At 65.7% G+C, this 26,008-nt stretch carries 18 protein-coding genes; 10 read left to right on the top strand and 8 right to left on the bottom strand.

Annotated elements, in window-relative coordinates; genetic code table 11:
- The first annotated feature begins 17 nt into the window (after positions 1-17).
- Both H4O11_RS07205 and H4O11_RS07210 read left to right on the top strand, forming a co-directional pair.
- Positions 18-1,202: a class I SAM-dependent methyltransferase gene (locus H4O11_RS07205; protein WP_182338721.1), complete on the top strand. Its 1,185-nt coding sequence runs from the start codon at positions 18-20 to the stop codon at positions 1,200-1,202.
- On the top strand, positions 1,199-1,591 hold the full coding sequence (locus tag H4O11_RS07210) for a VanZ family protein (protein ID WP_182338722.1): 393 nt from the start codon (positions 1,199-1,201) through the stop codon (positions 1,589-1,591). Before H4O11_RS07205 ends, H4O11_RS07210 begins: the two co-directional genes overlap by 4 nt.
- A gap of 158 nt (positions 1,592-1,749) precedes the next feature.
- Here the strand turns inward: H4O11_RS07210 and H4O11_RS07215 are convergent, their stop codons facing one another.
- From H4O11_RS07215 to H4O11_RS07240, 6 genes are all read right to left on the bottom strand, one after another.
- Positions 1,750-1,992, bottom strand: a complete 243-nt coding sequence (locus H4O11_RS07215) for a hypothetical protein (RefSeq protein WP_182338723.1) — start codon at positions 1,990-1,992, stop codon at positions 1,750-1,752.
- A gap of 79 nt (positions 1,993-2,071) precedes the next feature.
- Positions 2,072-2,344 carry a hypothetical protein gene (locus H4O11_RS07220; protein WP_182338724.1) on the bottom strand — a complete coding sequence of 91 codons (273 nt, stop codon included), beginning with the start codon at positions 2,342-2,344 and terminating at the stop codon, positions 2,072-2,074.
- Positions 2,345-2,429: 85 nt separating this feature from the next.
- Positions 2,430-2,681, bottom strand: coding sequence for a hypothetical protein (locus H4O11_RS07225; RefSeq protein WP_182338725.1), 252 nt, complete (start codon positions 2,679-2,681; stop codon positions 2,430-2,432).
- Between the two features lie 263 nt (positions 2,682-2,944).
- Positions 2,945-5,311, bottom strand: coding sequence for a beta-N-acetylhexosaminidase (locus tag H4O11_RS07230; protein WP_182338726.1), 2,367 nt, complete (start codon positions 5,309-5,311; stop codon positions 2,945-2,947).
- 52 nt (positions 5,312-5,363) lie between these two features.
- Positions 5,364-7,985 carry a TonB-dependent receptor gene (locus H4O11_RS07235; protein ID WP_182338727.1) on the bottom strand — a complete coding sequence of 874 codons (2,622 nt, stop codon included), beginning with the start codon at positions 7,983-7,985 and terminating at the stop codon, positions 5,364-5,366.
- Between the two features lie 186 nt (positions 7,986-8,171).
- The gene (locus H4O11_RS07240) at positions 8,172-9,191 is read right to left on the bottom strand and encodes a glucokinase family protein (RefSeq protein WP_343042791.1); all 1,020 of its coding nucleotides are present in this window, start codon (positions 9,189-9,191) and stop codon (positions 8,172-8,174) included.
- A gap of 363 nt (positions 9,192-9,554) precedes the next feature.
- Between H4O11_RS07240 and H4O11_RS07245 the strand changes: the two genes are divergently transcribed.
- The 7 genes from H4O11_RS07245 (at position 9,555) to H4O11_RS07275 (ending at position 19,196) form a co-directional block, all read left to right on the top strand.
- Positions 9,555-10,844, top strand: coding sequence for a sugar MFS transporter (locus H4O11_RS07245; protein WP_182338729.1), 1,290 nt, complete (start codon positions 9,555-9,557; stop codon positions 10,842-10,844).
- 42 nt (positions 10,845-10,886) lie between these two features.
- Positions 10,887-11,954: a LacI family DNA-binding transcriptional regulator gene (locus H4O11_RS07250; protein WP_182338730.1), complete on the top strand. Its 1,068-nt coding sequence runs from the start codon at positions 10,887-10,889 to the stop codon at positions 11,952-11,954.
- Positions 11,955-11,963: 9 nt separating this feature from the next.
- Positions 11,964-12,992, top strand: coding sequence for an SIS domain-containing protein (locus H4O11_RS07255; protein ID WP_182338731.1), 1,029 nt, complete (start codon positions 11,964-11,966; stop codon positions 12,990-12,992).
- Positions 12,992-14,140 carry an N-acetylglucosamine-6-phosphate deacetylase gene (nagA, locus tag H4O11_RS07260; protein ID WP_182338732.1) on the top strand — a complete coding sequence of 383 codons (1,149 nt, stop codon included), beginning with the start codon at positions 12,992-12,994 and terminating at the stop codon, positions 14,138-14,140. Before H4O11_RS07255 ends, nagA begins: the two co-directional genes overlap by 1 nt.
- Positions 14,137-15,201, top strand: a complete 1,065-nt coding sequence (locus tag H4O11_RS07265) for an acyltransferase family protein (RefSeq protein ID WP_182338733.1) — start codon at positions 14,137-14,139, stop codon at positions 15,199-15,201. Before nagA ends, H4O11_RS07265 begins: the two co-directional genes overlap by 4 nt.
- Positions 15,202-15,363: 162 nt before the next feature.
- Positions 15,364-18,432 carry an autotransporter family protein gene (locus tag H4O11_RS07270; RefSeq protein WP_182338734.1) on the top strand — a complete coding sequence of 1,023 codons (3,069 nt, stop codon included), beginning with the start codon at positions 15,364-15,366 and terminating at the stop codon, positions 18,430-18,432.
- A gap of 329 nt (positions 18,433-18,761) precedes the next feature.
- Positions 18,762-19,196 carry an SseB family protein gene (locus H4O11_RS07275; RefSeq protein ID WP_182338735.1) on the top strand — a complete coding sequence of 145 codons (435 nt, stop codon included), beginning with the start codon at positions 18,762-18,764 and terminating at the stop codon, positions 19,194-19,196.
- Here the strand turns inward: H4O11_RS07275 and H4O11_RS07280 are convergent, their stop codons facing one another.
- Positions 19,197-20,423, bottom strand: coding sequence for a multifunctional CCA addition/repair protein (locus tag H4O11_RS07280; RefSeq protein WP_182338736.1), 1,227 nt, complete (start codon positions 20,421-20,423; stop codon positions 19,197-19,199).
- Between the two features lie 153 nt (positions 20,424-20,576).
- The gene (locus tag H4O11_RS07285; RefSeq protein WP_182338737.1) at positions 20,577-22,556 is read right to left on the bottom strand and encodes a transglycosylase SLT domain-containing protein; all 1,980 of its coding nucleotides are present in this window, start codon (positions 22,554-22,556) and stop codon (positions 20,577-20,579) included.
- A 205-nt stretch (positions 22,557-22,761) separates the two neighbouring features.
- On the opposite strand from H4O11_RS07285, the gene H4O11_RS07290 reads away from it, so the two are divergent.
- Positions 22,762-25,635 (top strand): TonB-dependent receptor, encoded by a 2,874-nt coding sequence (locus H4O11_RS07290; RefSeq protein ID WP_182338738.1) that lies wholly within the window; start codon positions 22,762-22,764, stop codon positions 25,633-25,635.
- Positions 25,636-26,008 lie beyond the last annotated feature (373 nt).

The raw sequence follows: 26,008 nt of genomic DNA on the forward strand, positions 1-26,008 counted from the left end.
CCGCATTTGAAGACGCCATGCAGTCCACCATCCCCCTGCCCGAAGCCGATGCCCTGGCCCACAGTGAACAACTGGCCGATGCCCTGCGCGAGGAAATCCGTGCGCAGGGGGGGGCAATGCCCTTCTCACGCTTCATGGAACTGTGCCTGTATGCGCCGGGGTGGGGGTATTACAGCGCAGGGGCCAGCAAGTTCGGTGCGAGTGGCGATTTCACCACCGCGCCGGAGATGGGCGGGTTGTTCGCGGCAACGGTGGCCAATGCACTGGCGCCGGTGTTCGGCCAACTGGGCGCGCAGGCACGCCTGCTGGAACTGGGTGGCGGCAGTGGAGCATTCGCCGAGGCGGTGTTGCTGCGGCTTGCCGAACTGCAGGCGTTGCCGGCGCGCTATGCGATCCTGGAACCCAGCGCGGACCTGCGCCAGCGGCAGCGCGAGCGCCTGCAGCAGAACCTGCCGGCTGAGATTGGTGGGCGCGTGGAATGGCTGGATCGCCCGTTCGATGATGACTGGGAAGGCGTGGTGTTCGCCAACGAGGTGATCGATGCGCTGCCGACGCCGCGCTTCCTGATCAAGGACGGCGAGGTATACGAAGAGACCGTGGAGCTGGATGCACAGGGCGCTTTCATGCGCGGTGCGCAGCCGGCGGACGTGCTGCTCAACGGCGCGGTACGGCACCTGGAACGTTACCTGGAGCGGCCGTTCGCTGAAGGCTACCGTTCCGAATTGTTGCCGCAGCTGCCGTACTGGCTGCAGGCGGTTGCCGGTGGGTTGCAGCGTGGCGCGATGCTGTTCGTCGATTACGGCTACAACCGGGGCGAGTACTACCAGGCCGAACGCGATGACGGCACCGTGCGCGCGTTCTACCGCCACCACGTGCATAACGACGTGTACCTGTGGCCGGGCCTGCAGGACATCACCGCTTCGGTGGATTTCACGGCGGTGGCCGAAGCTGGCCTGCATGCCGGTTTCGATCTTTCCGGTTACTGCAGCCAGGCCAGCTTCCTGCTCGGCAACGGGCTGGACCAGGCGTTGACGCTGGCCGACGAGCGCAGCGATGAGGTCGGCCGGGTACAGCTGCGCGAGCAGGTCAAGAAGCTGACCCTCCCCAGTGGCATGGGCGAGCGCTTCCAGGTGATCGGACTGCAGCGCGAAGTGGATTTCGAGCCGGCCTTCGAGCTGGGCGACCTGAGCTGGCGGCTGTGAGCGGGACAGCCGCCGTGCTGAAGCCGCTGCGCCGGCCGGGGCTGTGGGTCGTGCTGTGGTGGCTGGCGGTGTTGACGGTGATCGTGGTGTGCCTGATGCCGCCGCCGCCGTTGTCATTGCCCGACGGTGGCGACAAGGTGGAACACTTCCTGGCCTATTTCCTGCTCGCGGGCAGTGCGGTTCAGCTGTATCGGCGCGGCCGGCCACTGCTGTGGGTTGGCGCCGGGCTGGTACTGATGGGGGTCGGGATCGAGTTCGCGCAGGGGGCACTGACGGTCACGCGCATGGCCGATCCGGCCGATGCGGTGGCCAATACGATCGGCGTGCTGGCCGGCCTGGCCACGGCGCTGACGCCGTGGCGCGATCTGTTGCTGCGCTGGCGCGGCTAGGTGCAGGCACGGTAGAGCCGGTCCGTGATCGGCTGCCTTGCCGGTTAAGCGCGCGTGCCAGCCAGCAACTGGTACCCACGGGTGACCACCCATGCGGTTGGGCGTGACTGATGGCAACAGCAGCAGTGCATGGCTCTGCAGTGTTGCCAGGGCAGAGCTTAATGATTGCAGTCCTGAGAGAAATAGATCTCATCCCTCACGACCATGGTCATCGTTCCGATCAATCTGCCGAACATCTGGCTGCATGTCACCAGCAGAAGATGCTGCCCGGTGTAGATCGCCTCATTGAGGTCGGTCGTGTATCTCACTGCCACACGGAGTCTGCTCACGGCAGCATCTGCCTTACTGCAGGCGCCAAGTAGGAATGCAGCAGCCACAGCTAAAATAATCATCCTTTTCATGTATTACTCCTCAGCATTGGAAAAGGCCCCCCCGGTTGTCCGAATCCATCGTCCGATGGCATCGCGGCAATGCTTCCGCTCAGTGACTGCAGGCCTGTTCGGCGGATACGATGACCACATTGTTCTCTGCATCATCGATGATGTCAGTGACTTCCATGGCACCCAGCAGCATCCCGAACATGAGGTTGCACTGCATGGCAAGAAAGCGTTTGGCGGTAGTTTTTGCTTCGACGATAGTGCTCGCCGAGGCGATGGTTTTCAGATGTGAAGTGGCCGCGCTCGCGGGCGAGCCCATCATGATGGAATGGAGGAGGAAAGCCAGTGATATGTGCTTCAGGGGCACTGTAGGCATGATGATCTCTCGGTGTTCTTCCGATCCAGTGAAGAGATTCCGCCCAGTACATTGACCGGGCGGATCCCAGAATCAGGTTGGACAATCAGTGATTGCAGTCCTGCTCGGCCTGCACCGTGAATCCTTCTTCCAGGGTATAGATCGGCTCACCGATCAACTCTCCGAACATCAGATTGCACTGGATCTTCAGTAGGCGTGCTGCTGTCATCTTTGCATGCTCCAGGCTCACTCCGGTTGCTTCCGTGGTGAGCTTGGTAACGGCGGCGTTGGCACTGCCGGCTACGCCAACGACGGCTACAAATGCGAACAACAGGGACTGCAGTCTACGGTTCTTCATGTCTGTTTCTCTTGGGTGTTTGCGGCGACATGCCGCGACAGCCAAGATAGGTTTATCGCGAAAATATGAGAGTAGGTACAGCACTCGAGTGTCGCTCGGAACATGCTGCTCTGACGGTCGGATTCTGTCAGCGGATGTTGTGTCGTGATCTGTTGCTGCGCTGGCGCGGCTGATGTGACCGTTGGTAGCGCCGAGCCGTGCTCGGCGGGATATTGAGGCGCCGCTGCGCTCGCCGAGCACGGCTCGGCGCTACCGCTTGGTGTTCAATCGGCCAGGGTTACTTCGTCCACTACCCACATCGCCGGGCGCGTATCGCCGGTGAAGCCGATGCACAGGTTGCCGGTGCCGGTCGTGCCCTTCGGCAACGTGGCGGTGAGCGTGATGAATCCATCTGCATCGGGACTTGCCGGCAGTGCCACTTCAGCAATGGACGGACCGGTGCAGTCGCCGCGGCGGATCTTCATCTCACCATGCGCACGCGTAGCTTTCTCGAACTTCCGGTTCGGCTCGTCATGCGCCAGCTGGAAATAGTACGGAATGCGGCCCGCGCGGACCTGCACCTTGCCGATGCCGCTGAGGTCCGCATCCGCCCAGCGCCAGCAGGGGTTGAAGATGTTGACGTTGAACACCGCGCGTTCGCCATCGGCAGGGCCATCGTCTTCCAGCCGCAGCACCAGTTGGCCGGGACCCGGACAGCTGAGCAGTTCGTCATCGTTACGGGTCAGCAGCGATTGCGCGGTGTAGGCCGCAACGGTCGGGGCCGCTGCCAGCGGCTGCCCGTTGTAGAACGCAGCGGCCTGTACGGTGGCTGGCACGCGGGCCTGCAGCGGCGCCTGGTACAGCGGTGACTGGGCGGTCACCGGCTGGCCATCGGTGCTGTAGCGCACTTCGTAGCCAAGCGGGTTGGCAAGCTGGACCTGCACCGTGCCGGCACGTCGATCTTCGCGCTGCGTCACGCCTACTTCGAACGGGGTCTGTGCGTACGCCAGCCCCCACGCGCGATACCGCTCCAGCTGGGCTGGCAGGCGGGCCAGGAAGTCGCGGAAATCACGCTGCGCAGGCGCGCTCCAGCCGGTCTCGGCCACCGCTGCAACCCGCGGGAACAGGTTGTGCTGCAGCCGCGCATAGCTGCGCGTGTGCTCGGTGAACATGTTCGCCTGCAGGCCCAGGATGTGATGCTGTTTGTCCGCGGCCAACGTGGCCGGCACCGGCTCGAAGCCATAGGTGCGTGCCAGCGTGATCAGCGCCGGACGGCCCGGTGGCTCGTTCGGTGATGCCGTCTGCAGGTAGTCCATGTACATGTCGGTGACCGGCGACATCACCACGTCGTGGCCGGCGCTGGCCGCGGCCAGGCCGCCTTCGGTGCCACGCCAGGACATCACCGTGGCCTGCGGCGGCAGACCCCCTTCGAGGATTTCGTCCCAGCCGATCAGGCGCCGGTCGTGCTGTTCCAGGAATGTTTCCAGCCGCTTGATCAGATGGCTCTGCATCTGCATCTCATCGCTGGCGCCCAGTTCGCGCATGCGCTGCTGCACGCGCGCCGACGCGATCCACTGGTCCTTGACCGCCTCGTCCCCGCCCACATGCACGTAGCGCGAAGGGAACATCTCGATGACTTCTTCCAGCACGTTTTCCAGGAAGGTGAAGGTGCTTTCCTCGGTGTTGAACAGGTTGGGGAACACGCCCCATTCGCTCAGCGGCTGCAGTGGCGTGTCCAGCACGCCCAGCTCCGGGTAAGCGGCGATGGCCGCCGTGGCATGGCCCGGCACGTCGATCTCCGGGATGACCTGGATGTGGCGTTCGGCGGCGTAGGCGATGACCTCGCGGATCTGCTGCTGGGTGTAGAAGCCGCAGTAAGTGCGCGCGCCGCCGGTGGCCGGATCGATGCCGCCGTCGCCGGCGGGGACGCGGCAACTGCCGACGTCGGTCAGTTTCGGGTAGCGCTTGATCTCCATGCGCCAGCCCTGGTCGTCGGTCAGGTGCCAGTGGAAGGTGTTGAGCTTGTGCGCTGCCATGGCATCCAGCACCTGCTTGATCTCGCCAAGGCTCTGGAAGTGGCGCGCCGAATCCAGCATCAGGCCACGCCAGGAAAAGCGCGGCGCGTCTTCGATGCGTACGGCCGGTACGCGGCCGTCGCTGCCGCCGGTGGCCAGCTGGGCCAGGGTGGTGGCGCCGTAGAACAGGCCGGCCTCGGTGGAGGCGCGGACGATGACGCCGTCCGCGCTGGATTGCAGGCTGTAGCCTTCGACTGCATCGGGCAAGTGCCGTGCACTGGCTGGCACATCTCCCAGGATGAAGCGGATGCCGCCGGACATTCCGCTGCTGGCAGGTGAAAGCTGCGGCCCGCCGCTGCGTGCAAGCAGGTCGGCGAACTGCGCAGCCACGCGCTGTGCCGCTTCGCCCTGCGCACGCAATGGCGTGGAAGCGTTGATGGTGAAGCCCTCACCCTGGGTGTGCTGCACGTGGGCCGGGGCGGGGATCAGCATCAGGCTGCCGGCGCGCAACTGGGGGCCGGGAGCGTTGTCGATGGTGGGCTGGTCTTCGGCGTGGGCCAGCGGTGCCAGGGCGAGGCAGAACAACAATGGCAGCGGGGCCAGGGAGATAAAGCGCATCGTGCTACTCCTGATCATGCAACGGGCCCGGAATTCCGGGCCCGTTGCGATGGACATTGCGGGTGCAAGCTTAGAACTTGAAGTGCACGGTGGCCATGTAGCGGCGGCCACTCTTGTACTTGCCGGCCAGGTGCTCCTTGTCGCCCAGGTACTGGAAGTAGGTCTCGTCCAGCAGGTTCTGCGCGTCGATGTTGAGCGACCAGTTGTCGTTGAAGGTATAGCCGATGCTGGCGCCCAGTTCGGCGTAATCATCCACGCTTGCAGGTGCCGCACCCGCCACGTAGCCGCCGGCCAGGTAGCTGTCGCGCCAGTTGTAGGTCAGGCGTGCATTGAGCGGGCCCTTCTCGTAGTAGGGACTGAACGCAATGGCATTGCGGGACTGGTACGGCAGTGCATCGCCGGTATTGTTTTCGCCGTTGGCATAGGTGTAGTTGCCGGTCAGGCCGAAGCCACTTTCGCCGAAGGGCTGCTGGAAGCTGATGTTGAAGCCCTTGACGTGGCCGCCGCCGGCATTGCGCGGACGCTGGATGCTGTAGTCGCAGTAACCGTCGGCCGTGCAGCCGTTGGTACCCACGATGCTGTTCCACGTTGCCGCGGAGGTATCGCGGATCGAGTTGTACTGGCGCTCGATGGTGGCCGAGGTGTCGATGTAGTTCTCGATCTTCTTGTAGAACACCGACCAGGCCACCACGGACTGCGGTGCATAGTAGTACTCGGCGGACACGTTGTAGTTCCAGGACTCATAAGGCGACAGGTTGGCGTTGCCGCCCGAACCCGTCAGCTGCGTGTCGTTGAGGAAGGTGTTGTTGACCATCTGGTTGTACGGTGCCCAGGCGATCACCTTCGCCGCGGAGAAGCGGAATACCCAGTCATTGTCGGTATCCCATGCCACGCTCAACGAAGGCAGCACGAAGTCTTCCTTCTTGGTCTGCGTCTGCCACTTGCTGTCCAGGTCGGTCAGCTCCGGTTCGCCACCGTAGACGAAGCCGCTGCCCTTGGTCTTGGAATCCACGTAGCGCACGCCGACGTTGCCGCGCAGCGGCCCGTTGGAGAAATTCAGCTGTGCATAGGCCGCGTTGTTGGTCTGTTCCAGCGCCCAGCTGTTGTTGAGGTAGCTGGAGGCATCAGGGTTGGCGAAGTCCAGCGGGCTGCCCTTTACCCAGCTCAGCACGTTGCCGCGACCCACCTGGATATGCCGGGCCTGGTCATCGCCGAAGCCCTGGATATCGGTCAGGCCGATGGTGCCGACGTCAGCCAGGGTGCCGGTGTTGACGCCGTTGTACACGTTGAGCTCGAAGTTTTCCTCGTGCTTGCCGTGGCGCACGCCGAACTGCAGTTGGTTGAAGATGCTGTCGAACTGCACGTTGAAATCCAGCTGCGCGTAGGTGTCCTTGCTCTCGGTGGCGAAAACGCCGTTGTTGCCGAGCCAGCCACCGGGCGCACCCCACTTGGCCGGATCGCGTGCAGCAGCCGGGTCATCGAAGCTCAGGCCATCGTCCATGTTCCAACTGTAGCCGCCGTTGTAGACCGGCTCGATGAAGTACTGGGCAAGGTTCTTGTTCTCGGATTTGCTCTGGCCGGCCTGGCCGCTGATACCCCAGCCATCGCCCTTCCAGGCGCCACGCAGGTCCAGGCCCTTGGTGGTCACTTCGGATTCGCGCACGTTGTTGTCGTAGATCACCGTGCCGCTGGTGGCATCTGCGTTGGCGCCGGAGTGGCCGCTGGTCGCCACGCCATTGCGAACGCCGCCCAGCTGGTCCATCGCCGCGACGGTGCCGGCATTCCAGGTGGCGAAGGAGTACAGCGACTGGTTGTAGTTGTCGAAGTTTTCCTTGATGTACAGGCCGCTCAGGTTGAACTCGAGCTCGTCACTTGGCTTCCACTGCAGGTTGACCACGGCACTGTCGCGCTTGCGTTCCTGCTGGAACCACGCGGCGTTGATCGAGTTCGGCACGTCCACGTCGCCGGCCACGCCGGTCGCGTTGGTGAAGGTGCTGGCCTTGGCATAGCCGAATACTTCGATGCCCTGGCGGTCCACCGATTCTTCGTAATGCTGCGCGGAGACCGCGATGCCAAAGGTTTCCTCGTCGTTCTTCCAGCTGTACAGCGCGGCAGCGTTAGGCTTGCCGTCGCTGGCCTGTTCGCTGTAGCTGTACCCTACCGAAGCGGCGACCTCGTTCTTCTTCATGTCCAGCGGCTGGCGGGTGTGCATCAGCACGGTGCCGCCCAGGCTGCCTTCGGTCAGGCGCGCTTCGGAGGACTTGATGATCTCGGCACGGCCGAGGATCTGTGGCGACAGCAGGGTGTAGTCGAAGCCACGGTTGGGCTGCTCGCCATACAGCCAGATGGCCTGTGCGACCGGATGGCCATCCAGGAAGGACAGGTTGAGGCTCGGGTCGGTGCCGTCGATGCTGACGCGCTCGCCCTGGCCAAAGCGACGGTCCAGGGTGACGCCGGGAATCTGCGAAAGCGCTTCGGCGACGTTGGTGCTGGGGAACTTGCCGATGTCTTCGGCGGTGATCGCTTCGGATACACCGACGTTGTTGCGCTTGGTATCCAGCGATTTTTCCAGGCTGGCGCGGATGCCGACGACGGTAATGGTGTCCAGGTCCTGCGGGGTTTCCTGGGCGTGGGCAGCAAAAGCCAGGCAACTGACGATGGCGGCCGAAAGCAGGGACTTGCGGGTATTCATGATGTCTCTCCTCATCACTCGATGATCGCCTCGTCGGCGTACGGTTGCTGCTGTCATGCGTTGGCGCCGCGGCCGGCGCGAACGGGTATTCCCGGTACTGCATGGTGCGTGTGGCGTACTGCGTATTCCGATGCTGCGTCGTTCGATACGTACGTCAGGGGCTGCGCGGTGCGCAGTGGAAAGTGCTCAGCGGGCGTTGCGGCCGAGGTACCAGCTGGCTGCTCCGATGACCCCGAGCTGGCCGTGTTCGACCACCTTCACCGGGATCTGCCGAAGTGCCTCGCTCATCGGCCCCTTGTTGAGATAGCGCGCGACGAAGCTGCTGTCGCGAAGGAAATCGCGGATCTGCGGCAGGATGCCGCCGGCCAGGTACACCCCGCCGTGTGCGCCATACAACAGCGCCATGTCGCCGATGGTGCTGCCCAGCAGGCCGCAGAACACATCCAATGCCCTGCGTGCATGCGGGTCGCTGCCTGTCATGGCCGCAGCGGTGACCGCATCGGGCGTGGCCAGCCGTGGTGCCGTGCCTTCCAGCGCGCACAGCGCCGTGTACAGGTTGATCAAGCCCGGGCCGGACAATGCATGTTCGACCGACACATGCGCGCGGTCGCGCAACATATGGCGCACGATCGCCATTTCCAGCGCATCGCTTGCCGCCAGGCTGGCCTGGCCGGCTTCGGTAGCCAGCACCACGGCGCCGTGCGGGGTGGGAATCCACACCGCGGCGCCCAGGCCGGTACCGGGGCCCACCACCAGGGTGGGGCCGCGCGGCGCGCTGGCCGGGCCGCACAGTTGCAGCACTCCGCTGGCATCCACCTGTGCAGCGGCATGCGCAACCGCTTCGAAATCATTGACGATATGTACGTGCGGGACGCCGACCTCGGCCTCGATCAGGCGCGCGGACAGCGGCCAGGGCACGTTGGCGGTGATCACCGTGCCGTCCTCGCGCGCATAGCCGGCCGTGGCCACCACGCAGTGCGCCGGCCGCGGCCCGTCGCCCAGGAAATCGGACAGGATCGCGGCGAGGCCGGCATGGTCCGCATTGCGATACTTGCGATAATCCAGCACCCGCACCGGATGCGCGTCGTCGCCACTGGCCTGTACGCGGGCCACCCGGACATGGGTACCCCCCACGTCGGCGGCAATGAAGCTCGGCGCGGCATTGGACAGCACGTGGGCGGGGGCGGGATGGCTGGCAGCGGTCACGCGGGCTCCTGCGGGCGGGCCGGCCAGATGACCGGTGATTGAGGCGGAGTCTGTAACCGGGTTGACAACGATGTCAACGGGTTCGTGACATTTTCGTTGCTGCGCCGCAACGGATGCTTTCATCAGGAAGCGGTTACATGCCGTATCAGCCTGCTCGCGAAGTTTGTTGTGTTTTCAGCCATTCCAGGCGATCGGCGGTGAACATGTGGCGACTTTGTCGCTTCTGCCGCATCGCAGCACGAAAGCCCGGGCGTGCACGATCAAGTTGACAAACCCCCTGTGTCCGTCGAATTAATGTGACAACGTTGTTCCCAGCCACTCGTCGACACCGCTGCCCAGCACGTCGTAGCAGGAGCCCTCCTGATGTCTGCCGTCCCCGCTGCCAACGCACGCCCGAACGTGGCGACCTCCATCGCCATCGTTGGCGTGCTGTTCTTCCTGATCGGCTTCTTCACCTGGCTCAACGGGCCACTGATCACCTTCGTCAAGCTGGCTTTCGAGCTGGATGAAGTAGGCGCCTTCCTGGTGCTGATGGTGTTCTACCTGTCCTATTTCTTCCTGGCCCTGCCGTCGTCGTGGATCCTGCGCCGCACCGGCATGAAGAAGGGACTGAGCCTGAGCCTGCTGGTGATGGCCGGCGGTGCCGCGCTGTTCGGCGAGTTCGCCACGCAGCGCTGGTATCCCGGGGCGCTGGCTGGCCTGTTCGTGATCGGCAGCGGGCTGGCCCTGCTGCAGACGGCAATCAATCCCTACATCAGCATCCTCGGCCCGATCGAGACCGCTGCGCGGCGGATCGCGATGATGGGCATCTGCAACAAGATCGCCGGCATGCTGGCGCCCGTCCTCATCGGCACGATGGTGCTGCACGGCATCGGTGACCTGTCCACCACGGTCGAGCAGGCCGACGCTGCAACCCGGGCGATCCTGCTCAACGAGTTCGCGGCGAAGATCCATGCACCCTACCTGGCCATGGCCGGCCTGCTGGTGGTGTTGGCGGTCGCGGTGCTGTTCTCGCCGTTGCCGGAGCTGAAATCCGCCGAAGCCAACGCGACGCCTGCGCGTGCGGACGGCGTGGAGCGCAGCAGCATCTTCCAGTTCCCGCACCTGTGGCTGGGCGTGCTGTGCCTGTTCGTCTACGTGGGCGTGGAGGTGATGGCTGGCGATGCCATCGGCACCTACGGGCATGGCTTCGACCTGCCGCTGGACCAGACCAAGCTGTTCACCTCGCTGACACTGGGCGCGATGCTGGTGGGCTATGTGGTTGGCCTGCTGTTGATTCCGCGCGTGGTGTCGCAATCCCGCTACCTGAGCGTTTCGGCGGTGCTGGGCGTGCTGTTCTGCATCGGGGCCTTTGCCACCCACGGCTACGTGTCGGTGGCCTTCGTGGCGCTGCTCGGTTTCGCCAATGCGATGATGTGGCCGGCCATCTTTCCGCTGGCCATCCGCGGCCTGGGGCGCTTCACCGAAACCGGTTCGGCGCTGCTGGTGATGGGCATCGCAGGCGGCGCGATCATCCCGCAGGCCTTCGCCGTGCTCAAGCAGTACCTGGATTTCCAGCTGGTGTTCCTGCTGCTGATGGTGCCCTGCTACCTGTACATCCTGTTCTACTCGGTCATCGGCCACCGCGCGGGCCTGCCGCGCGACATGGCCTGATCGGCGATCATGGGCGGACTTGGACAACCGCAGGGGACGACAATGCGCAGGGCTACCATCAAGGACGTGGCTGAGCGGGCCAAGGTCTCGCTGAAGACGGTATCGCGCGTCATCAACAACGAGCCGTCGGTCATGCAGGCCACCCGCGCGCGCGTGCTGCGCGCGATCGCCGAGCTGGACTATGAGCCGGATCCTTCGGCGCGCAACCTGCGCAGCGGCACCACGTTCGTGATCGGGCTGGTGTACGACAACCCCAATCCGTACCACATCATCGGGGTGCAGAACGGCGTGCTGGCGGCTTGCCGCGAGACCGGCTTCGGCCTGCAGATCCACCCCTGCGATTCCAGTTCGCCGCTGCTGTCCGAAGAGCTGGCCGACTGGGTGCAGCGCTCCCGCCTGGCAGGCCTGGTACTGACCGCGCCGATGTCCGAACGCCGTGACCTGGTGCAGGCGCTGACGGCGCGCGGCATCAAGCTGGTACGCATCATCGCGGCCACCGAAGACCCGGCCGATGGCGCCTGCGTGTTCGTCGATGACCGCGAGGCCGCCTATGAGGTCACCGAACACCTGATCCAGCTCGGCCACCAGCGCATCGGCTTCCTGTGGGGAGGCAGCTCGCACCGTTCCTCGGTGGAGCGCCATGCCGGCTATGAGGCGGCCCTGAAGGACTATGGCATGACCGTGGACAAGCACCTGGTGGTGCAGGGCGATTACACCTTCGATGATGGTTTCCGTGGTGCACGCCGGTTGCTGGCGCTGCGCGAGCCGCCGACGGCGATCTTCGGTTCCAACGATGAAATTGCCGCCGGGGTGCTGGCAGCGGCGAAGTCTGCCGGCATGAACGTGCCCTATGACCTGTCCATCGCAGGCTTCGAGGACAGCCCGTTCTCGCGCCAATCCTGGCCGCCGCTGACCACCGCCAAGCAGGCCACCGAGGATATCGCCCGGCATGCGGCGCGGCTGCTGATCGCCCAGCTGCGCAGCGATGCCTACGACGACGTGCCTTCGCCATTGCATAACCAGGGCTTCGTGCCGCAACTGGTGGTGCGTGGTTCCACCGCGCCGGTACGTCCCGCCGACGCGCGCTCCCTTCCAGCTGAAAGTCCCTGAGTCCACGCCATGTCGCTGCCAGAACCCACCGCCACCTTGATGTTCCGCGAAGCCGCCGAGTCGGCGGATGTCATCGCCACCCAGTTCGCGCGCAACCACGGGGTGGTGGAGACCCTGGCCGCCAGCCTGCGCGCTGCGCCGCCGCCGTTCGTGGTGACCTGCGCGCGCGGCAGCTCCGACCACGCCGCCACTTATGCCAAGTACCTGCTGGAGACCCAGTTGGGGCTGGTGGTGGCATCGGCTTCGCCGTCGGTGGGGTCGGTCTATGCCGCGCCGCTGAAACTGCGTGGTGCGTTGTTCATCGTGATTTCGCAGTCCGGCAAGAGCCCGGACCTGCTGCGCAACGCCGAAGCGGCCAAGGCGGCAGGCGCGCGCGTGGTGGCGCTGGTCAACGTGGAAGATTCGCCACTGGCACGGCTGGCCGATACGGTGGTTCCCCTGCACGCTGGCGCCGAGCGCAGCGTGGCAGCGACCAAGAGCTACCTGGCGTCGCTGGCCGCCATACTGCAGCTGGCCGCGTACTGGAAACAGGACAGCGCGCTGCGGACCGCGCTGGATGCCTTGCCCGATGCGCTGCGGCAAGCCTGGCAGTGTGACTGGAGCACGGTCACCGATGGCCTGGTCGGGGCCGGCAACCTGTTCGTGCTCGGTCGCGGGCTGGGCCTGGGCGCAGCGCAGGAAGCGGCGTTGAAGTTCAAGGAAACCTGCGGCCTGCACGCCGAGGCGTACAGCTCGGCCGAGGTCAAGCATGGCCCGATGGCGCTGGTGGGGCCGGGGTTCCCGGTGCTGGCTTTCGCCCAGCCGGATGAAACCGGAGCCGGTACCCGCGCGGTGGCCGACGAGTTTGCCGCGCGCGGTGCGCAGGTATGGCTGGCCGGCGCCGGCGGTGGCCTGCCGGTTGCCGCTGCGCCCCATCCGTTGTGCGCGCCGTTGCTGACCGTGCAGAGCTTCTACCGCGCGATCAATGCGCTGGCACTGCGTCGCGGGCACAACCCGGACCTGCCGCCGCATCTGAACAAGGTGACGGAGACCGTGTGATGAAACAGGTATTGCGCAATGCCCGCATGCTGGCCGGCGATGAGTTCCGCGATGACCTGGCGCTGGTGATCGAACATGGCCGCATCAGCGAGGTGCTGCCCGACGCGGCGCCAGGACTGGGAACGGCAGGCGAACAGATCGACCTGGGCGGTGGATGGCTGTTGCCGGGCTTCATCGACGTGCAGGTCAATGGCGGTGGGGGCGCACTGTTCAACAACACCCCGGACGTGGCGACCCTGCGCACCATCGCCGCGGCGCACCGTCGCTTCGGCACCACGGCGCTGCTGCCGACCTTGATCAGCGACGACGTGCAGGTGATGCGCGCGGCCATTGCCGCGACGCACGATGCGATCACCCAGGCGGTTCCGGGCATCATCGGCATCCATCTGGAAGGCCCGTACATCGCCCCGGCGCGCAAAGGCACCCACGATGCCAGCAAGTTCCGCGTGCCGGATGCCGACGAAGTGGCGCTGGCTGCTTCGCTGGACAACGGCGTGACCCTGCTGACGCTGGCACCGGAACGGGTCCCGCTGGAGACCATCCGTGCGCTGGTGGAGCGCGGGGTGATCGTCGCCGCCGGACATACCGCGGCCAGCTACGAAGAAGTGCGCGCCGGCCTGGAGGCGGGTATCCGTGGCTTCACCCACCTGTACAACGCGATGTCTCCGTTGCAGGGGCGCGAACCGGGTGCGGTCGGCGCTGCGCTGGAAGACCGCGACAGCTGGATCGGCATCATCGTCGATGGGGTCCACGTGCACCCCGGCAGCCTGCGCGTGGCGCTGGCGGCCAAGCCACGCGGGCGCCTGCTGCTGGTTACCGACGCGATGCCGCCGGTTGGTGCCGACGATCCCAGCTACGAGCTGTATGGCGAGATCATCACCGCGGTGGATGGCGTGGTACGCAACGCCGCCGGCTCACTGGCCGGCTCTGCGTTGGACATGGCCACCGCCGTGCGCAACACCGTGAAGCTGCTCGGCCAACCGTTGGCGGAAGCCGCGCGCATGGCCTCGACCTATCCTGCGCAGTTCCTCAACCTGGATGACCGGCTGGGCCACATCGCGGAAGGCCACCAGGCCGACCTGGTGCTGCTGGACGATGACCTGCGGGTGCGGGGCACGTGGATCGCCGGACAGTACGAAGCTGCATGAGCCAGGCACGCGGCACCCGGCTGGCCTCGATCGATGCGCTGCGTGGCATCACCGTGGCTGCGATGCTGCTGGTGAACAACCCCGGTGACTGGGGGCATGTGTATGCCCCTTTGCTGCATGCGGACTGGAATGGCTGCACGCCCACCGACCTGGTATTTCCGTTCTTCCTGTTCCTGGTCGGCGTATCGATGGCCTTCAGCGTAATGCCGCGCGCGCTTGATGCTGCGGCCCGTCCGGCGCTGGCGCGTGGGGTGCTGCAGCGCGCGCTGCGCATTCTTGTCGCGGGCGTGCTGTTGCATGCGCTGGCCTGGTGGTTGCTGGACCTGCCGCATTTCAGGTTGTGGGGCGTGCTGCAACGAATCGCATTGTGCGCCGCGCTGGTCGGGCTGCTGGCGGTTCATGCCGGCAGGCACCTGCAGTGGATCGTGCTGGGGGTGTTGCTGTGCGGTTATGCGGGGTTGCTGCTGGGCGCCGATACGCTGCAGCCGCTGCTCAATCCGGTCAGTCGGCTGGATACGGTGCTGTTCGCTCCATGGATCTACCAGTACCAGCCCACTACCGGGCTGGGCCATGACCCCGAGGGGCTGCTCAGTTCGCTGGGCGCCCTGGCCACCACGCTGCTGGGACTGATCGCAGGCCGGATGCTGCGTGGGCAGCGCCTTGGCCAACTTGCCGTCCTGGCCATGATGATGCTTGCTGCGGGAACGCTGGCCTCGCTGTGGCTGCCCTTCAACAAGAACCTGTGGACACCTAGCTACGCCTGCTGGACCGGTGGCCTGGCCATGCTGGCGTTGCTGGCGATGCATTGGCTGGTCGACCGCCGTGGCTGGCCAGCGTTGGGGCGCCGCTTCGGTGTCAACGCGATCGCCGCGTACCTGGGGTCCGGCGCCATGGCCCTGGTGCTCATTGCCAGCGGTGCGTGGGGCGCAATGGACGCGGGGCTGGTCGCGCTGCTGGGCGATGCACGCCTTGCTTCGCTGGCATGCGCGGTGTTGTTTGTGACGCTGTGGTGGTACGCCATGCGCATGCTGGATAGCCGTCGCATTTACCTGAAAATCTGAACGCATTCAATAACATGGATGCGGCGTGAGAGGCCTGGGTATCAAGGATGTACATTGTCCCCCGACCTGCCTCCAGGACATTGGCAGACACCACGTGGCCAGTCGGCCTCCCCTCATGCGTGCGTGCTTCGCTGTTTCTGATTTCAGACCAGGAGATGCACGATGTCGTCCGATCGAATCCGCGCAATCGCGCCGTTGTCCCATCCTCTTTCCTGGCACATCGCCCGCGCGCTACGTTCGGGGGCGCCCTGTGTATTGGGCGCGTTGGTGATGGCCGGTGCGCCACCCGCGCTGGCCGGGTGCGATGAAACCGCGCCTGTCGCAGGACAGACGGTTACCTGCACCGCTGGTGCCCCCAATCCGCAGACCGTGCCGGTGGCTGCCTCCGGTGCCGCGGGCATCACCGTCGACGTCGGTGCCGGCGCACAGTTGCAGCAGGCAGGTGCGGGCAGTGCGATCAGCCTGCTGGGTGCGGGTGGCCACCAACTCACCAACCTGGGCACGATCAGTTCGGCCAGCGGCACGGCGGTGCAGCTGGGAGGCGGCAGCCAGGTGCAGAACGATGGCAGCATCAGCGGCGGCACGGGTACAGGGTTGGTGTTCAGCGGTGCTGGCGACAGTGTGCTGGTCAATCGCGGGACGATCAGCGGCAGCACCGGCGTTGTGTTCGGCAGCGGCAATGATCGCCTGGAAATGCTGGGGGGAAACATCACCGGGGCAGTGCTGCAGGCGGCCGGCGACGATGCGGTGGTGATCCGCGACGGCACCCTGGCCAGCCTCGACCAGGGGGACGGCGCCGACACGCTGGAAATCAGCGGTGGTAGCGTGACCGGCACGGTGCAGCAGGGCAACGGCATCGACACGTTCCTGATGACGGGCGGGACCATCGGCGCGCTGCTGCAGGGTGACAACTACGATTACTTCCGCATGACCGACGGTCGCATCATCGGTGCGTTCGACGACGGTGACTACGCGGAGATGACCGGCGGCCGCATCGGGCGGGTCAACATGAAGCTGGACAACAACGTGTTCGACATGTCCGGCGGCACCATCGATGGCAACCTGGTCACCGGTTTCGGCCGCGACACGATCATCCTGTCCGATGGCTACATCGGCGGCAACATCAGTGTCAGCGGTGGCGATGACAGCGTCACCCTCACCGGCGGTACGGTACGCGGCGAAGTGCGCCTGAGTGTAGGCAACGATGTGCTGGATTGGAGCGGTGGCGGCGTGGTGCATGGCCTGGTCGATTTCGGCGAGGGCGACGACAGTGCGCGGCTGGCCAACCTCAACCAGGCGCACCTGGGGGCACTGCCGGGCTTCGATGGTGGGCTGGGCGTGGACACGTTGACGATGGACAACGTGAAAACTACCGGGGTGGCGCGCTATACCGGCTGGGAAAGCATTGCACTGGCCGACGACAGCCAGATCACTTTCGACGGTACCCTGCAGCTGGGCGACGCCGGCAGCGGTACCGGCACGCTGGATGTGGATGCCACCAGTGCGCTGTTCGCCAGTGGCACCACGGGCGGCATCTCGGCCTTTGCCGCAGGCGCGCTGGCGACGGTGAACAATGCCGGCCGGATCGACCTGGGCGCCAATGGCACCGCCGGCGATCGCTTCACCATTGCGGGCAACTACACCGGTAACGGCGCAGGGCTGTACCTGGATACGGTGCTTGGGGACGACAGTTCGGCCAGTGACCGCCTGGTGATTTCCGGCGGCACCGCCAGCGGTACAACGGGCATCGGCATCAACAACGCCGGTGGCACCGGTGCCGCCACGCTGGTGGACGGCATCATGGTGGTGCAGGCCAGCAACGGGGCACGTACCAGCGGCGGCGCGTTCGCGCTGTTCAATCCACTTTCGGCCGGTGCCTACGAGTACTTCCTGTTCAAGGGCGGCGTCAGTGCAGGCACCGGGGAGAACTGGTACCTGCGCTCGACCCTGGTGGCCAGCGCCACCCCGGCGCCCGCGCCAGATCCGGTAACACCACCGGTCCCGGATCCGCCGCCACCGGAAGATCTCGGCACGCCACCGCCGGAGCTGCCGCCGGCACCGCCACCGCCGCCGGACATCAACCCACCCGACGATCCGGATCCGGTCGCCGCCGAACCTGCGCCACCGCCGGAGCCGGCGGCACCGGATCCGGTACCGCCACCGACCATTGAAGAGCAACCGCCGGTACCGGACGCGGTCGCCGTGGTGCCGGGTCCATTGGCCATGCCGCCCACGCCCGGCGCACGTCCGTCACAGGCCGAAATAACGCCGATCTACCGGTTGGAGACGCCGGCCTATGCGGTGGTGCCATCGTTGCTGCGCACGGTGTCGCAGGCCAGCCTGGGCACCTTCCATGAGCGCCAGGGCGAGCAGCGCCTGTTGAATGCACCGGATGGACGTGGCGCCGCCTGGGGACGGCTGATCGGCAGCAGCGAAGAGCAGCATTGGCAGGGCGATGCGCTGACCGGCTTCGATGGCGACCTGCAGGGCCTGCAGGCAGGTATCGGCCTGCATACCGGCGGCAGCGAGGCATTTCGCAGCCAGTGGGGACTGTTCGTCGGCCGCACCCGCGCCACCGGCGGCATCAGCGGCCTGGCCTTGGGCTGGGAAAACGTCCATGTCGGGCAGACACGGCTGGATGACAAGCATGTCGGACTGAGCTGGACCGGTGTCGGTGCGGCAGGCGGCTACATCGACGTGGTGGCGATGCAGAGCCGGTACCGCGGCGAGGCATGGTCTTCGCGTGGGCTGGGGATCGACGTGCGTGGCGACGGCACCACCGCGTCGGTGGAAGCGGGCAAGCCGCTGTTGCGCTTCGGGCAGTCGTCATGGTGGCTGGAGCCCCAGGTGCAGGTGATCTGGCAGCGACAATCGCTGGATGATGCCGCCGATCCGGTGGCCGCCATCCGCTTCGATGCGGACAACGCGTGGACCGGCCGCGTCGGCGTGCGCCTGGCCGGGGATTACGGCCTGGCCGACAACGGCTGGCAACCCTATTTCAAGCTCAACTATTGGAAGACGCTGGACGGCGACAACCGCGTGGACTTCGACAGCAACCGTATCGTGTCCGGGCAGGAAACCAGCGCATGGGAGGTGGGCGTGGGCGTTGTCGGACGTTTCAACCGCAACGTGAGCGCCTATGCGGTGGCCGATTACACCCGTGACCTGGAAGACCGCAACCGCGAGCGCAAAGGTATCGAAGGCAACATCGGGCTGCGCTTCGACTGGTAGAGCGGGGCCATGCCCCGCTGCTGTTGCGCATGGTGCGCACGGTGGCGGGCATGGGCCGTCACTACCTGGTCCTGCGCCTGCTGCGCTCGCATCGGGTGCGTTGGCTGCCGGTTCATGGTGGCGGGCATGGCCCGTCACTACCTGGTCCTGCGCCTGCTGCGCTCGCATCGGGTGCGTTGGCTGCCGGTTCGCGGTGACGGGCATGGCCCGTCACTACCGAAAAGGCATCGGCGTGATTGCCGCACCCGGCGTTCGACAGGCTGACGACGCCATGGGCTGTTAAAGTCGCGGTATCGATCACGCGTGTGCGCACGCAAGCAGGAGTAGCCGTGGAAGCCGAAGCCCCCTTTGAACCGCTGAACGATCTGGAAGTGCGCCTGGTGCAGGCACAGGACGGAACGCTGCAGGCGCCGGAATTCCTGGACAGCCTGTTGTCCGACCAGGTATTCGTGCTGCTGGACAAGCCGGTCGGGCCGGACGCCGACTGGGACGAATCGATCAATCCGCTGGTGCTGACCAGCGAAGCCGATGAGCCCATGTTCGCGGTGTTCTCTGCCATCGAGCGTGCGGGCATGTGGAGCGACCAGTTGCCGCAGTTCGAAAATGCGCTGCAGGTGGAAGTGCGCTGGCTGCTCGGTGCGATCTCCGATGGCGTGGGCCTCGTGCTCAACCCGGGCTTCGACATCGGCATGGAGATGATCCCCGATGCGGTGGTCCAGCTGAAGCAGCGCGCCGACGCGTTTACCCGCGGCGAAGCACGCTGATCAGCGCTGGCGTGCTGCCGCGATCGCGGCGATGCGCGCCTTCGCCAGGGCCTGGCCGATTGCCGGGCCCTGCAGGTGAGTGGTGTCCAGGTCGCGCGCCTGCACCGACAGTGCGGCCTGGTGCACGCGTTTGAGGGTATCGCCCTGCGGATAGGTGCTGTCCTCGAAGCCCAGCCGGCCGCGCTTGTCGGCCTCGCAGCACAGCGCGAGGCGGGCGATGCGTTCCGGCCGCCGCAGCGCATCGCAACGCCCCAGCAGTTCCAGCACGGTGGCATCACGCAGTTCATCGATGCGGTGCACGTTGAGATGCTCGCGGCACACCGCCTCGGCCAGTTGCTGGTGCTCCACCGGGACCTTCAGCCGCGCGCATAGCGCCTTCAGCGGCTTGATGCCGCGCTGCTCATGCATGATGTGGCGCGGCCACTCCTCCGGAGGGGTCAGGCCCTTGCCCAGGTCGTGGGTGAGCGCGGCGAAACCGACCATGTCATCGCCAGGCGCCAGCCGTGCGGCCATGTCGCTGACCATTTCCTGGTGCACGCCGGTGTCCACTTCCGGGTGGAACTCCGCACGTTGCGGTACGCCGTACAGTGCTTCCAGTTCCGGCAGGATGGGGCCCAGCGCATGCGCATCGTGCAGGGTGCGCAGGAAGGCGGAGGGGCGTTCGGACGCCAGCGCGCGGCGCAGTTCCTGCCACACCCGTTCGGGGACCAGCGCATCCAGTTCACCGCTGGCGGCGACCCCGCGCATGAGGGTCATGGTTTCCTCGGCGACGGTGAAGCCCAGTGGTGCGAAGCGGGCCATGAAGCGGGCCGCACGCAGGACACGCAGTGGATCTTCGACGAAGGCCGGGCCAACGTGGCGCAGCACGCGCTGTTCGATATCCCGCACGCCACCATAGGGATCGACCAGCTGTCCGGTGTGCTCATCGCAGGCGATGGCATTGATGGTGAAGTCACGGCGCTGCAGGTCTTCTTCCAGCGTCACCGACGGGTCCGCATCGACGACGAACCCGCGATAGCCGCGCCCGGACTTGCGCTCGGTGCGCGCCAGCGCATATTCCTCGTTGCTGTCCGGGTGCAGGAACACCGGGAAGTCACGGCCGACGGCACGGAAGCCCTGGTCCTGCATCTGGGCGGGAGTGGCGCCGACGACGACCCAGTCACGGTCGCCGGCAGGACGCTGCAGCAGGCGGTCGCGCACCGCGCCGCCGACAAGATAGATCTTCATGCCTGCCATGATACGGCTGGTGGGCGGCGCGCCGACAGCGGCGGCGATGCCCAGGCCGGGGCTACGGTCGCGTTGCCGCTGCGCTCGCCGAGCATGGCTCGGCGCTACGGGGTCGCTCGGCGCCACGGCCGCGGGGCTCGGCGCGGTCGCGGGTCAGTCCGCTGCCTGGCCTGCCGCTGCCGCGCAATTGAACTTCTTGCGTGAATCCACCAGCCTGCCCATCAGGCGGTCGCTCAGCGGCAGGGCATCGCCGTTGAGGCGCCAGTCGTAGATCACGCTGAAGGCCAGCACGCGGGCGACATACTCACGTGTTTCCTTGTAGCTGATGGTTTCGATCCACACGTCCGGGTCGAATCCCGGACGCTGCGTCTGCCAGCGCGCCGTCGGCGTGGGGCCGGCGTTGTATGCGGCGATGGTGACGTAGGGCAGGCCGTCGTACTTGTTCATCAGCTGCCGCAGGTAGGCGGTGCCGATGGCGATGTTGGTGTCCGGGTCGTACAGGCTGGATGCGCCGCCATAGTTGGTCAGCCCGATGTTCTTGGCCACTGCGGCGCCGGTAGCCGGCAGCACCTGCATCAGGCCCATTGCGTTGGCGGGCGAGCGTGCATTGGGACTGAAGATGCTTTCGGCGCGGATCTCGGCGGCCACCCAGGCCGGGTCGATGGCATTGCGCGCGGCTTCGCGGCGGATGCTGCCGTCGTGGTGCAGCGGGAAGCGCAGGTGGTACAGGCGCTGTTCGTCCGGCTGCTTGCCGAGCGAGAACACGGCACGATCGAACCAGCCGTTTTCCTGCGCTACTTCCACCGCCAGGCGGCGCTGGGTATCGTCGAAGGTCGCCAGTGCGCTGTTCCATTCAGCAGTGGCCCAGCTGGCGCGATCGATGCGGTACAGCTCCATGGCGCGCACGATGGCCGGGTTGCGGGCCACGGCGGCGCGTGCCGAGTTACTGTCATCGGGCTTCCATGGGCATAGCGGGTAGGGTTGCTGCAGTTTGTCGGCGGCCAGGAAACCGTGGAAGGTCGGCGACGTGGCGGCGCGTGCGAACACCGCCCTGGACTGCGCGGCCTGTCCGGTCTTCTCCAGCATGCGCGCTTCGAAATAGGTCCAGCGCGAATCGGCACGCTGGGTAGGCCCCATCCTGCGGATCGCCGCCAGCGTGGCCGGCCAGTCACCGCGCGACATCGCTTCGCGTACGCGCCATTCGTGCAGGCGTTCGTCATACGCCGAATCCGGCACCGCATTGAGGCGGCGCGCGGAATCGGGCAGGTAGGAAGCCACCGTCCACAACGCGATCTGGTACTTCACCTGCGCCTGCTGGTCCGCCGTCAGGCCCAGTGCCTGCGCATACTGCGGCAACTGCTGTTCGGTGGCATCCGGATTGGCCTTGGCCAGCTTCTCCAGGCCATCGGTGGCGATGCGGCGGCTGCGCTCGTTGCGCGGCCAGTTCAGCGCCTTCGCATTGGGGGCATCCACGAACGCGGCGTAGTCGTTGGCCAGCGCCAGGTCGGCAGCAGGCAGGCCGCGTGCTGCACTGCGCATTACCGCCGGCTGCTGGGCATCGGCGGCGGCATCCAGGCGTTCCCAGCGCAGCGCATCGGTCAGCCCGCCCTGCGCCTGCAATACCGCGAATACCGCGTCGCAGCCGTCCGGCAGCGATTTGCCGTTCTTGCGCCACAGGTCCTGCGCTTCGGTGGTCCACTGGGCATCGGCCTTGCCGGTGGCCTGGCGGGCCGTCAGGTGGGCGCAGCGCAGCCCGGTATTGTCGGTAGGTACCCAGTTGGCCAGCAGGGTTGGCCAGTCCTGGCGGCGGGCAACCGCAGGCAGCCACACGCTGCGGAAGGTGGTGGCCACGGCCTGGCCGTCGTAGCGTTTCAGGAACGCCTGCGCCTGCTCGTTGCTGACCGTTTCGATGTTGCGGCGTAGGTTGGCGTACTCCAGCCAGCCATAGGCCGGATTGCGACTGAGCGCGCCAGCCTTGCCGGCATCGAACTGGCCACGCTCGGCATCGGCGATGGCGGCTTTCAGCTGCGCGCGCTGTGCGTCGCTGGACTGGGCGAAGGCACCTGGCGCTGCACCGGACAGTGCGGCAGCGACGGCAAGCAGGGACAGGGCGGGGCGAAGGATTCGGCTCATGGGCCCAGCATAGCGGCCCCAGGCTGAATTCAGTTTCGCAGTGAGTGGACCGCGGCAGGCATCTATCGCTCATCCCCAGACGGTTTTGTGCAGGCTGGGTGAAAGCGAGGTGCGCGTCACGACGCCTGTTTTACAGGTTGTTTACAACTAAGACGCCTCCCATCGGGGAAGGCGTTAAAACCGCCAATCTGGAGAGAGAAAGCGAATGAACAACCTGCACTACCGCCCTTTGGCGGTCGCTGTTTCACTGTGCGTGGGACTGATGTCTTCCGTCGCCGCAGGGGCACAGGAGACACCGCGTGCCACAACCGAACTGGATCGCGTTGAAGTGACCGGTACGCGCATCAAGCGCGCCGAAGTGGAGGGCCAGGTGCCGGTACAGACGCTCACCCGTACCGAGATCGAGCGCACCGGCCTGACCTCCATCGGTGAAGTGCTGCAACAGCTCACCGGGTCGGGTTCGGCACTCAATGCGAAATTCAATTCTTCCGGCAACTTCGGGTTCCCGCCGGATGGCAGCGGGGTCGGCGCGGGCTCGGCGCAGGTAGACCTGCGTCACCTGGGGGCCAAGCGCGTGCTGGTGCTGGTCGATGGCATCCGCTGGGTCAACGAGTCGTCGGCGTCCGGCGTGGGTGCAGCCACCGATCTCAACACCATTCCGTTGGCCATCGTCGAACGCATCGAGGTGCTGGAGGACGGTGCGTCGTCGCTGTATGGCTCCGATGCGATCGCCGGCGTGGTCAACATCATCACCCGCCGCGATTTCGACGGGGCCCAGGTAACGATGAACTACGGCCAGTATGGCAAGGGCGACGGCAACCAGCGTGGCGTGGACCTGGCCTGGGGCACCAGCGGTGACCGCTTCAGCGTGTTCCTCGGTGCCAGCTGGACCAAGCAGGATCCGGTGTACGCGCGAAGCCGGGAGCAGTCGCGCTTTCCGATCCCGGGAACCGGCGTGGCCTTCGGCAGCGGCGGCATCCCGCAGGGGCGGTTCCAGTTCGTCGATCCCAACACCGGCGCGGTACAGGACCTGGTTCCCAATACCGGCGCCACCACACCGGCGTACGACGGGAGTGCGGGCTGCAACCGCAGCGATGATTACCATTGCTTCAGCACGGCCGATCGCTTCAATTTCGCCGAGTACAACCTGCTGCTGACCCCGTCCGAGCGCAAGGGTGTGTTTGGCCAGTTCCGCTTCGACATCACCGACAACGTGCAGTGGTACGTCAAGGCGCTGGCCAACCGCCGCGAGTCCACCAACCAGGCCGCGCCGGAGCCACTGGGATTCGGCCCCAATGCCGGCACCGGCAATCCGCTGGCCGACAACATCAGCATCTCGGCACTCAATCCGTACAACCCGTTCGGCTTCGACCTTGTGTCCTCGGACAACCTGCAGTATCTCGGCAGGCGCCCGGTGGAAGGCGGCCCACGTGTGTTCGAGCAGGAGGTCAACACGACCTATTTCGCCACCGGACTGGTCGGCGACTTCCAGGCCGCCGACCGCAGCTGGTTCTGGGACGTCAACGGCATGTACAGCAAGAACAAGGCCGAGCAGACCAATCGTGGCAGCTACAACATCTACAACGTCAACATGGCACTGGGTGATCCGGCCATCTGTGCCGCCACGCCCGGCTGCGTGCCGTTGAACCTGTTCGGGGGGCAGGGCAGCATCACCCCGGAGATGCTGCAGTGGATCCAGCCGGTGGTGCGCGACCGCAGCCAGAACGAGCTCAGCCTGTTCACCGCCAACCTGTCCAGCGAACTGTTCACCCTGCCGGCCGGACCGGTGTCCTTCGCCACCGGTTACGAATATCGCAAATACGAAGGCTGGTACCAGCCGGATCCGTTGACCGTGGCCGGCCATTACAACGGCGTCCCGTCGCAGCCGACATCCGGTTCGTACGACGTCAACGAAGCCTATCTTGAGCTGAGCATCCCGATCTTCGCCAAGACGGCGATCGGCGAGAAGCTGGACCTGAGCCTGGCCGGGCGCTATTCGGATTACTCGACCTTCGGCGGCGAGTTCACCCCGAAGTATGGCCTGCGCTGGCAGGTGACCAATGACTTCGTGCTGCGCACCACCTATGCCGAAGGCTTCCGTGCGCCGTCCATCGGCGAACTGTACGGTTCGGATGCACGTGCCGATCTGCAGATCTTCGATCCGTGCTCGGTCGGCCTGGGGGGGACGCCACCGCGTGGCAGTGCAGCCAACTGTGCCGCACTCGGCGTGCCGGGCGGCTTCCAGCAGGCCAATTCGCAGATTTCAGTGACCACCGGCGGCAACATCGAACTGGAGCCGGAGCGTTCGCGCAGCTTCAGCGCCGGCTTCGTGTGGAGCCCGTGGTTTGGCAGCAACACGTCCTGGTCGGAGCGCTTCGACGTGGAAGTGACCTTCTACCGCCACCATATCGAGGGCGCCATCCAGGCGATCAACGCGCAGACCCAGCTGGACCTGTGCGCCGATACGCTGGACCCGCTGTACTGCGATGGCATCACCCGCGCCAATACCGGTGCGATCAGCAGCTTCAACAACCGCCTGACCAACCTGGGTTCGATCAAGACCGACGGCTGGGACGTGGACCTGTTCTGGACGCTTCCACAGACCGACATCGGCCAGTTCAAGCTTGGCTGGCAGAACACCTTCGTCGGTCGCTACGAGGCGCTGGGTGCGGCAGGGCAGAAGCAGCCGCAGGAACCCGGCGTGGAAGTGGCCGACAGCTCGATTCCGGAGTGGACCAGCAACGCCACCGTGGCCTGGTCGCTGGACAACTGGAATGCATCGTGGACGGTGCGGCACATTTCCAAGCTGACCGAACAATGCGGCGACGTGGCGGCATTCCCGATCTGCGGCAACCAGGCGGAAGGCACCAATGAGCTGTCTGCCACCACCTTCCATGACATGCAGGTGGGCTACAAGGTCGACTGGATGAAGGGGCTGCAGCTGAGCCTGGGCTTGAACAACGTGTTCGACAAGGATCCGCCGATCTGCCTGTCGTGCTCGTTGAATGGCTACGACGCCTCGACCTACGACATTCCGCGTGGGCGCTTCTGGTACGCGCGGGCGGACCTGCGCTTCTGATGGAACGGCGGGGCATGGCCCCGCTCTACCGGGTGTGAGGGTAGTGACGGGCCATGCCCGTCACCAGGAAAAGCAGCGGGGCATGGCCCCGCTCTACCAGGCGAGAGGGTAGTGACGGGCCATGCCCGTCATGAGGAAAGCAGCGGGGCATGGCCCCGCTCTACCAAGGCGAGAGGGTAGTGACGGGCCATGCCCGTCACCAGCAAAGCAGCGGGGCATGGCCCCGCTCTACCAAGCGTGAGGGTAGTGACGGGCCATGCCCGTCACCAGCAAAGCAGCGGGGCATGGCCCCGCTCTACCAAGCGTGAGGGTAGTGACGGGCCATGCCCGTCACCAGCAAAGCAGCGGGGCATGGCCCCGCTCTACCGGGCCC

Origin of the sequence: Stenotrophomonas tumulicola, from assembly GCF_014117215.1 — a bacterium.
In the GTDB taxonomy this organism is placed as follows: domain Bacteria; phylum Pseudomonadota; class Gammaproteobacteria; order Xanthomonadales; family Xanthomonadaceae; genus Stenotrophomonas; species Stenotrophomonas tumulicola.

Coding starts and splice junctions, on each gene's coding strand:
- H4O11_RS07205 (WP_182338721.1), top strand. CDS start 18: ATGCAGTCCACCATCCCCCTGCCCGAAGCCGATGCCCTGGCCCACAGT.
- H4O11_RS07215 (WP_182338723.1), bottom strand. CDS start 1,992: ATGAAAAGGATGATTATTTTAGCTGTGGCTGCTGCATTCCTACTTGGC.
- H4O11_RS07220 (WP_182338724.1), bottom strand. CDS start 2,344: ATGCCTACAGTGCCCCTGAAGCACATATCACTGGCTTTCCTCCTCCAT.
- H4O11_RS07225 (WP_182338725.1), bottom strand. CDS start 2,681: ATGAAGAACCGTAGACTGCAGTCCCTGTTGTTCGCATTTGTAGCCGTC.
- H4O11_RS07230 (WP_182338726.1), bottom strand. CDS start 5,311: ATGATCAGGAGTAGCACGATGCGCTTTATCTCCCTGGCCCCGCTGCCA.
- H4O11_RS07235 (WP_182338727.1), bottom strand. CDS start 7,985: ATGAATACCCGCAAGTCCCTGCTTTCGGCCGCCATCGTCAGTTGCCTG.
- H4O11_RS07245 (WP_182338729.1), top strand. CDS start 9,555: ATGTCTGCCGTCCCCGCTGCCAACGCACGCCCGAACGTGGCGACCTCC.
- H4O11_RS07250 (WP_182338730.1), top strand. CDS start 10,887: ATGCGCAGGGCTACCATCAAGGACGTGGCTGAGCGGGCCAAGGTCTCG.
- H4O11_RS07255 (WP_182338731.1), top strand. CDS start 11,964: ATGTCGCTGCCAGAACCCACCGCCACCTTGATGTTCCGCGAAGCCGCC.
- nagA (WP_182338732.1), top strand. CDS start 12,992: ATGAAACAGGTATTGCGCAATGCCCGCATGCTGGCCGGCGATGAGTTC.
- H4O11_RS07265 (WP_182338733.1), top strand. CDS start 14,137: ATGAGCCAGGCACGCGGCACCCGGCTGGCCTCGATCGATGCGCTGCGT.
- H4O11_RS07270 (WP_182338734.1), top strand. CDS start 15,364: ATGTCGTCCGATCGAATCCGCGCAATCGCGCCGTTGTCCCATCCTCTT.
- H4O11_RS07280 (WP_182338736.1), bottom strand. CDS start 20,423: ATGAAGATCTATCTTGTCGGCGGCGCGGTGCGCGACCGCCTGCTGCAG.
- H4O11_RS07285 (WP_182338737.1), bottom strand. CDS start 22,556: ATGAGCCGAATCCTTCGCCCCGCCCTGTCCCTGCTTGCCGTCGCTGCC.
- H4O11_RS07290 (WP_182338738.1), top strand. CDS start 22,762: ATGAACAACCTGCACTACCGCCCTTTGGCGGTCGCTGTTTCACTGTGC.